The 7,489-nt window shown below is 68.4% G+C and carries 8 protein-coding genes and 1 riboswitch; of the genes, 4 read left to right on the top strand and 4 right to left on the bottom strand.

Annotation, left to right across the window (positions count from 1 at the left end):
• Positions 1 to 101 precede the first annotated feature (101 nt).
• On the bottom strand, positions 102 to 422 hold the full coding sequence (locus IEY61_RS31490; protein ID WP_229706420.1) for a hypothetical protein: 321 nt from the start codon (positions 420 to 422) through the stop codon (positions 102 to 104).
• 670 nt (positions 423 to 1,092) lie between these two features.
• Between IEY61_RS31490 and IEY61_RS24745 the strand changes: the two genes are divergently transcribed.
• Both IEY61_RS24745 and IEY61_RS24740 read left to right on the top strand, forming a co-directional pair.
• A complete protein-coding gene (locus IEY61_RS24745) occupies positions 1,093 to 1,974 on the top strand; it encodes a helix-turn-helix domain-containing protein (RefSeq protein ID WP_189048407.1) in 882 nt (293 codons plus the stop codon).
• A complete protein-coding gene (locus IEY61_RS24740) occupies positions 1,967 to 2,155 on the top strand; it encodes a DUF397 domain-containing protein (protein WP_189048405.1) in 189 nt (62 codons plus the stop codon). Before IEY61_RS24745 ends, IEY61_RS24740 begins: the two co-directional genes overlap by 8 nt.
• A gap of 81 nt (positions 2,156 to 2,236) precedes the next feature.
• On the opposite strand, the gene metE is transcribed toward IEY61_RS24740, so the two are convergent.
• On the bottom strand, positions 2,237 to 4,474 hold the full coding sequence (gene metE, locus IEY61_RS24735; RefSeq protein ID WP_189048403.1) for a 5-methyltetrahydropteroyltriglutamate--homocysteine S-methyltransferase: 2,238 nt from the start codon (positions 4,472 to 4,474) through the stop codon (positions 2,237 to 2,239).
• Between the two features lie 111 nt (positions 4,475 to 4,585).
• A riboswitch (cobalamin riboswitch) is annotated at positions 4,586 to 4,796 on the bottom strand.
• Between the two features lie 110 nt (positions 4,797 to 4,906).
• Here metE and IEY61_RS24730 point away from each other — a divergent pair.
• Positions 4,907 to 5,551 (top strand): alpha/beta fold hydrolase, encoded by a 645-nt coding sequence (locus IEY61_RS24730; protein ID WP_189048401.1) that lies wholly within the window; start codon positions 4,907 to 4,909, stop codon positions 5,549 to 5,551.
• Positions 5,552 to 5,583: 32 nt separating this feature from the next.
• Here IEY61_RS24730 and IEY61_RS24725 read toward each other — a convergent pair whose 3' ends face one another.
• Both IEY61_RS24725 and IEY61_RS24720 read right to left on the bottom strand, forming a co-directional pair.
• The gene (locus tag IEY61_RS24725; protein ID WP_189048399.1) at positions 5,584 to 6,018 is read right to left on the bottom strand and encodes a VOC family protein; all 435 of its coding nucleotides are present in this window, start codon (positions 6,016 to 6,018) and stop codon (positions 5,584 to 5,586) included.
• A 24-nt stretch (positions 6,019 to 6,042) separates the two neighbouring features.
• The gene (locus tag IEY61_RS24720) at positions 6,043 to 6,492 is read right to left on the bottom strand and encodes a hypothetical protein (protein ID WP_189048396.1); all 450 of its coding nucleotides are present in this window, start codon (positions 6,490 to 6,492) and stop codon (positions 6,043 to 6,045) included.
• A 353-nt stretch (positions 6,493 to 6,845) separates the two neighbouring features.
• Here IEY61_RS24720 and IEY61_RS24715 point away from each other — a divergent pair.
• A partial coding sequence (locus IEY61_RS24715) for a hypothetical protein (RefSeq protein WP_189048394.1) occupies positions 6,846 to 7,489 on the top strand: 644 nt, incomplete at its 3' end.

Below are 7,489 nucleotides of genomic sequence, written 5' to 3'. Positions count from 1 at the left end.
CTTGCTCACCAGGAAGGTGCACCCAACTCTGCTGTGGATATGACTTCGACACTCACATCCTTGCAGGTCAGGTGCACCTTTCCTCTATCGCCCTCGATGAATCAATTTGCCCTCTGAACGGGGGAGGTCAGGTTTCCCACGCATCCGGCGGCTCCCAGCAGCAGCATGGCGAGCAACGCTCCCATCAGGGCCTTGGTCTTCGTCGACCAGCGCTGTTCCCTCGTGCCGGGAACGACGGCCTCGACAATATGATCGATCAAGGAGGAGCGGCCAGGCCCGGCAGATGGCGGGGGCGTGACGCCCAAACCAGAAACGGCTGAACTCGCCTCACCGTTGGCCGCCGGCGTCCCGGCGACGTTTTCCGCAGCTACCGCGTCGGGCGGCGCCGGGACGGTCGGTTCGTTAGAGGGCTCCGCCGACAACGCATCCTCCTGGTCGCGCTTTGAGGCCCCGCCTACCAGATCAGCGGCCGCTGGCCCGATTATCGACCGTGGACGCCGAAGGTGACCAGAACATTACGCCGAGCGGGCCGCCGACTCATGCCGGGGATCGCGGCCTCGACCGCCGGCCCCGTCGCGTCTTGCGCGGTTCTGGTCCGGGCAGCCGGGGTGGGAGGTGGCGGACGAGCCACTCGACGGCGTCGCACTCCTGCCCGGCGACGACACCGGCTTCCGGCTCCGCTTCCTGCCGAGCCGAGGGCACAAGGTCGACCAAAAGCGCTGCCGTCCCGGTCCTCCCCTGTATTTGTGGTTCCTTTGCTCTGCTTCAACCTACGCAACGGTTTGCCGCCGAACCCGTTGCGTGGGTTGAAGCAGAGCAAAGGAAAAAGTGGAGAGGGTGAGGGGCGCTGGCCCTTCCACTCCGTCAGCCGCCGCGGGCGCCGGCGCCTGCCCCGACCAGCCGGTGGTCGCCTGATAGCGACAGAACTTCTGATCGGTGCTTAATGGAGTCGATCGGCTTCGTTCGGTATGGTCGAAGCGTATCCGGACGATTCCCGAAAATTGCCCGGATGAATTGGTCAGCGAGCAACCATCGCGCGTTTCACCACGGGCGTCGTGATGTAACAAAACGTAACAGGGAGAGGGGTGGCGGATGGCCGACGACATGGGATCGACAGTCCCGCGGCGGCAGCTCGGGCGGGCGTTGCGGGACCTGCGCACCGAGGCGCGCATGACACTCGACGCGGTGGCCGAGGCGATGCAGTTCAGCCGGCAGAAGTTGTGGCGCATCGAGAGCGGCCTCGGCCCGGCCCGCGCCGTCGACATCCGGGCCATCTGCGAGCTGTACGCCGCGACGCCCGAGCTGACCGGCGCGCTCACGGCCTTGGCCGGCGAGACCAAGGCCAAGGGCTGGTGGCATGCCTACGGCCTGGCCGTCCCCGACTGGTTCGAGATGTACGTCGGCCTGGAATCCGCCGCCTGCAAGCTTCGTGGTTACGACGAGTCGTTGATACCGGGCATCTTTCAGGTGCCGGCCTACACCCAGGGGGTCTACCAGAATCGCCGCGACATGAACGAAGACGAGTTCGAGCAGGTGCTCGCGGTCCGGCGACAACGCAAAGCTCTGTTGACCCGCAGGTTGCCCAAGGCACCGGTCCTCCACTCCGTCCTGTCCGAGGCTGTCTTACTTCGCAGCATCGGCGGACGATCGGCAATGGCTGACCAGCTCAATGACCTCTTGGAGATCACCGAGCTGCCCAACGTGTCCATCCGTGTGCTGCCGCTGGCGGCCGGTGCCCACTATGGAACGCTTGCCGGCACCTTCATGATGCTCGACTTTCCGCTGCACACCCGTGCGGTCCCGGAGCCCTCGGTCGTGTACTGCGAGTCGTTGACCGGGGCGCTCTACCTCGATCGGCCCACCGAGATTGCAGCCTACGAAAGAGTCTGGTCCAGCCTCGATGGATTGGCCCTCGATGAGGGACAATCCAAGCAACTGATCAGCAAGATCATTGGAGAGGTTTACCATGGCTGAGCTGACCGGCGCCCAGTGGCGCAAAAGCACCCGCAGCGGTGACAACAACGGCGCATGCGTCGAGGTCGCCGACAACCTGCCCGGCCTCGTCGCCGTACGCGACAGCAAGGACCCGGCCGGGCCCGCGCTCACCTTCTCCCCCACCGCCTGGACCGAATTCATCCGAGCGACCCGGCCCTGAACCTGCTGCACGAAGCGCGCCCGACGATCGCCGGGCGCGCTTCGCTCTGGGCTGGGCGGTACGCCGCCCGCCGGGGACCGGTCAGCTGCCGCGCACCTCGGCGGCGGCGGCGACCAGGTGCCGCAACGACGCCTCGACCTCCGGGTAGCCGCGCGTCTTCAGGCCGCAGTCCGGGTTCACCCAGAGCCGTCGCGCCGGGACGGCTGCGACGGCCCGGCGTAGCGCCTCGACCACCTCGTCACGCGGCGGCACCCGGGGCGAGTGGATGTCCCAGACCCCGGGGCCGACGCCCCGGCGGTAGCCGATCTCGGCGAGGTCTTCGAGCACCTCCATTTTCGAGCGGGACGCCTCGATGCTGGTGACGTCCGCGTCGAGCGCGTCGATGGCGGTGATCACCTCGCCGAACTCGGAGTAGCAGAGGTGGGTGTGGATCTGGGTGTCGTCCGCGACGCCGCTGGTGGCCAGGCGGAACGCGCCGACGGCCCAGTCCAGGTACGCCTGCTGGTCGGCCCGGCGCAGCGGCAGCGTCTCGCGCAGCGCCGGCTCGTCGACCTGGATGACCCGGATCCCGGCGGCCTCCAGGTCTCGGCACTCGTCGCGCAGGGCGAGCGCGACCTGGTCGGCGGTGGCCGCGAGCGGCTGGTCGGTGCGGACGAACGACCAGGCCAGGATGGTGACCGGGCCGGTCAGCATGCCCTTGACCGGTTTGCCGGTCAGCGACTGCGCAAAGGTCGACCAGTCGACCGTCATCGGCGCCTTCCGGGCCACGTCGCCGTAGATGATCGGCGGGCGGACGCAGCGGGAGCCGTAGGACTGCACCCAGCCGTGCTCGGTGGCGGCGAAGCCGTCGAGCTGCTCCCCGAAATACTGCACCATGTCGTTGCGTTCCGGTTCGCCATGCACGAGCACGTCCAGCCCCAGCTTCTCCTGGAGCCGGATGACGTGTTCGACCTCGGCACGCATCCGGGCCCGGTAGCCCGCGTCGTCGAGGCTGCCGGCCCGGTGCGCGGCGCGCGCCTGGCGCAGCTCGAGGGTCTGCGGGAACGACCCGATCGTGGTGGTCGGCAGCTCCGGCAGCTTCAAGCGTTCCTGCTGGCGGGCAGCCCGGGTGAGATAGTCACCGCGCTGCCGGTCGGTGGGGCGCAGCGCGGCGAGGCGTCCGCGTACATCGTCGTGGCGCCAGGCGGCCGGGGTGGCCGGTAGCGGCGCGGGTAGCGCGGTGGTGCCGTCGCGTAGCGCGCGGCCGAGCAGGACCACCTCGTCGACCTTCTGCCGGGCGAAGGCGAGCCGCGCGGACAACTGGGGGTCGAGGCGGGTCTCGGCGGAGAGGTCCACCGGGACGTGCAGCAGCGAGCAGGACGTGGACACCGCGACGTGGTCGGCCAGCCCCGCGATCGTCGCCCCGGCTGCCACGGCGGCCCGCAGATCGGTACGCCAGATGTTGCGGCCGTCCACCAGGCCGGCGACGATGGTCCGGCCACCCAGCGGGCCAGCGGCGGCGAGCCGTCGGACGTTGCCCGGTCCGGCGACCAGGTCGAGGCCGATCGCCTCGACCGGAGTGTCCAGCAGGGCGGGCAGCGCGTCGCCCAGCTCGCCGAAGTAGGTCGCCACGAAGATGCGTGGCCGGTGTTCAAGCCGGCCGAGCCGGGTGTAGGCCCGGCGGAGCGCGTCGATCTCGGCCGGGCTGCGGTCGGCGACGTAGGCCGGCTCGTCCAGTTGCACCCAGGCCACACCCGCGTCGGCCAACGCGATGAGGATTTCCGCGTACGTCTCGACCAGGTCGTCGAGGCGGGCGAACGGATCGTCGCCCTTGGCCAGCAGCAGGAACGTGGCCGGGCCGACGAGCACCGGTCGGGTGGTGATGCCCAGGCCGCGGGCCTCGGCGTACTCGCCCAGCGCCTTCGCCGGATTCGGCGTGAAGACGGTGTCGGTGCCGATCTCCGGCACCAGGTAGTGGTAGTTGGTGTCGAACCACTTGGTCAGTTCCAGCGCCGGCTCAGCGTCGACGCCACGGGCCATCGCGAAGTAGGTGTCCAGCGCGGAGAGGCCCAGCCGGGCGAAGCGGGTGGGGATCGCGCCGACGGCGACGGCGGTGTCGAGGACGTGGTCGTAGTAGGAGAACGTGTTCGACGGGATCGCGTCGAGACGGGCGTCGCGCAGCGTCCGCCAGACCTCGGCGCGGAGCCGGGCGGCGGTGCTCGCCAGCCCGGCCGCGTCGACGGTGCCGGCCCAGTACGCCTCGACGGCCTTCTTCAGCTCACGATTCGCGCCGATGCGCGGATAACCGAGCACGGTGCTCTGCCCGAATGGGGTACTCACCAGAGTGTCCTTCCCTCGAAGTGCCCGGCGGGCACGGAAGGGAAGGCGGCTACGCGGAGCGTACCGGCTTCCGCCCTGGCCCTCCCGAGAGACCGCCGGCGGCGCACACCGGCGGCGTGCGCAGCGCTGGCAGGTCTTCGGACTCGTGGGCATGACACGAAAGTCGCCTACTGGCCGTCGCTTCCCGGACCTCGCGGTCCAGTGCTTCGTTGACGGCGGTCGTTCCCACTCACCGCTGCGGGGCAGTCCCGGTCTCACACCGGGTTCCCTCTTGCCTCGACCACCGTGGACCGATGGTCGAACCAGCACCGCTCGCCATCGTACGGGTCACGTGGCGGAAGAAGGAGCCACCCGGGCAGGTGCCCCGACCCGGCCCGGGTTGGCGGAAAGGCCGGGGTGGTTGTCGTACCCGTGGGTGGGAGGCTTCAGGTCATGGCGACGTTCGTTCTGATCCATGGCGGTGGGGGCAGTGCCTGGGACTGGCATCTGCTGGTCCCTGAGCTGACCGACCGCGGCCACGACGTGGTGGTGCCGGAGCTGCCGATCGAGGACCGTTCGGCCGGCTTCGCCGAGTTCTGCGACACGGTGGTCACCGCGGTCGGTGACCGCAGCGACCTGGTGGTCGTCGGGCACTCGTACGGGGCGTTCACCGCGCCGCTGATCGCCGACAAGCTGCCGGTACGGCTGATCGTCCTGCTCACCCCGATGATCCCGAAGCCCGGTGAGAAGCCCGGGGACTGGTGGCGCAACACCGGTCACCGCGGCCCGGAAGGGCTCAGCGAGGAGCAGCAGTTCTACAACGGCGTACCGGCCGAGGTCGCCGCCGCGGCTGCGGCCCACCTTCGGGAGCAAGTCAGCGTGGAGTGGGACGAGCCGTGGCCGTTGGACGCCTGGCCGGATGTATCGACGAAGGTGCTCATCGCCCGTGACGACCGGTTCTTTGCGGCGGACTTCCTGCGCCGGGTGGCCGCCGACCGGCTCGGCGTCGTCCCTGATGAGATCGACGGCGGCCATGCGGTGGCGCTCAGCCACCCGAGGCAACTCGCCGACCGACTGATTGCCTATCTGCCGCACTGAAGGCACCGGCCGTTCCTTCGAAGGACTGGGCCTCAGTCGAGGCAGAACTCGTTGCCTTCGACGTCCTGCATCACGAGGCACGATTCGTTCACGCCGTCGGCACGCAGCAGTCGTACGCGTACCGCGCCGAGCGGGACCAGTCGCGCGCACTCGGCCTCGAGCGCGGCCAAGCGCTCCTCACCCACCAGCCCGGTGCCGACGCGTACGTCAAGATGTACTCGATTCTTGACCACCTTGCGTTCGGGCACGCGTTGGAAGAACAGTCGCGGACCCACGCCGGAGGGATCTACGCAGGCGAACGCTGAACCCTGCTGCTCAGGGGGCAGCGTGCGATCGAACTCGTCCCAGGTGGCGAACCCTTCCGGTGGTGGCGGTACGACGTACCCCAACACCTCGCACCAGAATCGAGCGACACGCTCAGGTTCTGCGCAGTCGAAGGTGATTTGGAGCTGCTTGACCGATGCCATCGGTCCACCATAGAGGCATGCGCCCTAATCCAGACAGCGGACCTGGACCGCCACGTGCATCCACGGAGCGCCACCGGTGTCCCAGTCGATGACGGTCAGCTCGACGCGACGATGGTGCGTGGAAACCGGGTCGTCACCCTTCCCCGCCAGACAGGTCGGGTAGGTGCCGTCCACATGAATCGTTCCCTCGGCGTCTTCCCAACCGTTGCCGAGCACAGAGTAGATCGTGTCCCCATCGTTGGCCTCGCGGACGACACCATCGGTCTCGAACGCAATCAGGCGGGTCTCCTCGTTCGACCACGTGACCGTCCCCGTCAACACCACAGCGATCGCGGAATGTCGGTCCCGCGACAAACCAACCCGATAACCGCCGAGACCGGCGATGACCACCGCGATGACGATCAGCAACATCGGCACCCGCACACGCCGAATCATCGCTGAAACGGCGGGGGATTTCTCACCCGTGATCGACATGGCGGCAGGGTAACGCAGCGTGGCTGGCCCCGCCCGTAACGTAGCGACAGCAGCAACTTGCGACATTTCCGCTGCCCAATCACCGGCATCGGCCGCACACCGGACTGCCCGGCCGGAAGCACATCCTGCGCGAGCGTGATTTCACAGTGAAACGTTGGTTCCATTGTGAAATCAGCGCCCTGACATCGAAACAGAACCCGATCAGCGGCAGCACCGACAGGTTACCCGATCAACGCTCAGAGGCGAGGCGCTAGGCATCACCAGAATTGGGCAGAGAAAGTACGCGAATTTCGTCTTCGGGTCAGCGGACACTGTCCGGATACGAGATAATAAGTGCTATGCGGCAGCTACAGTTGTTCACCACGACCGAGCTGGCCAAAATGCGCGACCCGACGGCTTCCCGAAACTACTGCCCCCACCGTGCCGAATTCCGCCGCGCCCATGAACGGCACCGCGCCTGGGGCCTGACCCGCCGCCACGCGGAACGCCTACGCCGCACCCGCGCCACCGCGCATGCCCTCACGGCGGCAGGCATGTCCAGCCCGCACGAGGCCCGCAACTCCGCCAGGACCGGGCTGCCCAACCCTACTTCACCACGCCAGGCGCGCCTGAGCGGCGATGCCGTCACGACACCCGACCACGACCGACAGCCACACCCCGACGCCGTCGCAGCACCCGACCACGACCGAAAGCCAAACCTCAGCCCCGACGCCGTCGCGGCACTCGGCCGTATCCGACAGGAGCGCCTGACCGGCAGCACCATCGCAGTGCTCGGCCGTGACGCGGCGGAATGGCGCATCGAGTTCAGCGCGCAGGTGGGCGCTGCCGACAACACGCACCGGGCGCTCCGGCAGCCCGGTGTCCTGCGAATCGTCTCGGCACCCGCCGAACGGAAACGATCCGGCTCACCAGTCAGCATCCATCCGCCGCCTCGCCGGCCGGAGCCACAACACCACTCGGTGGCGTACCCAGTCTCGGGCATCGCCGGCACGTCAGC

It is taken from the genome of Micromonospora sonchi (assembly GCF_014646235.1).
In the GTDB taxonomy this organism is placed as follows: Bacteria; Actinomycetota; Actinomycetes; order Mycobacteriales; family Micromonosporaceae; genus Micromonospora; species Micromonospora sonchi.
The sequence above is the reverse complement of the archived record's forward strand: the minus strand, read 5'-3'. Positions and strand labels throughout refer to the sequence as shown.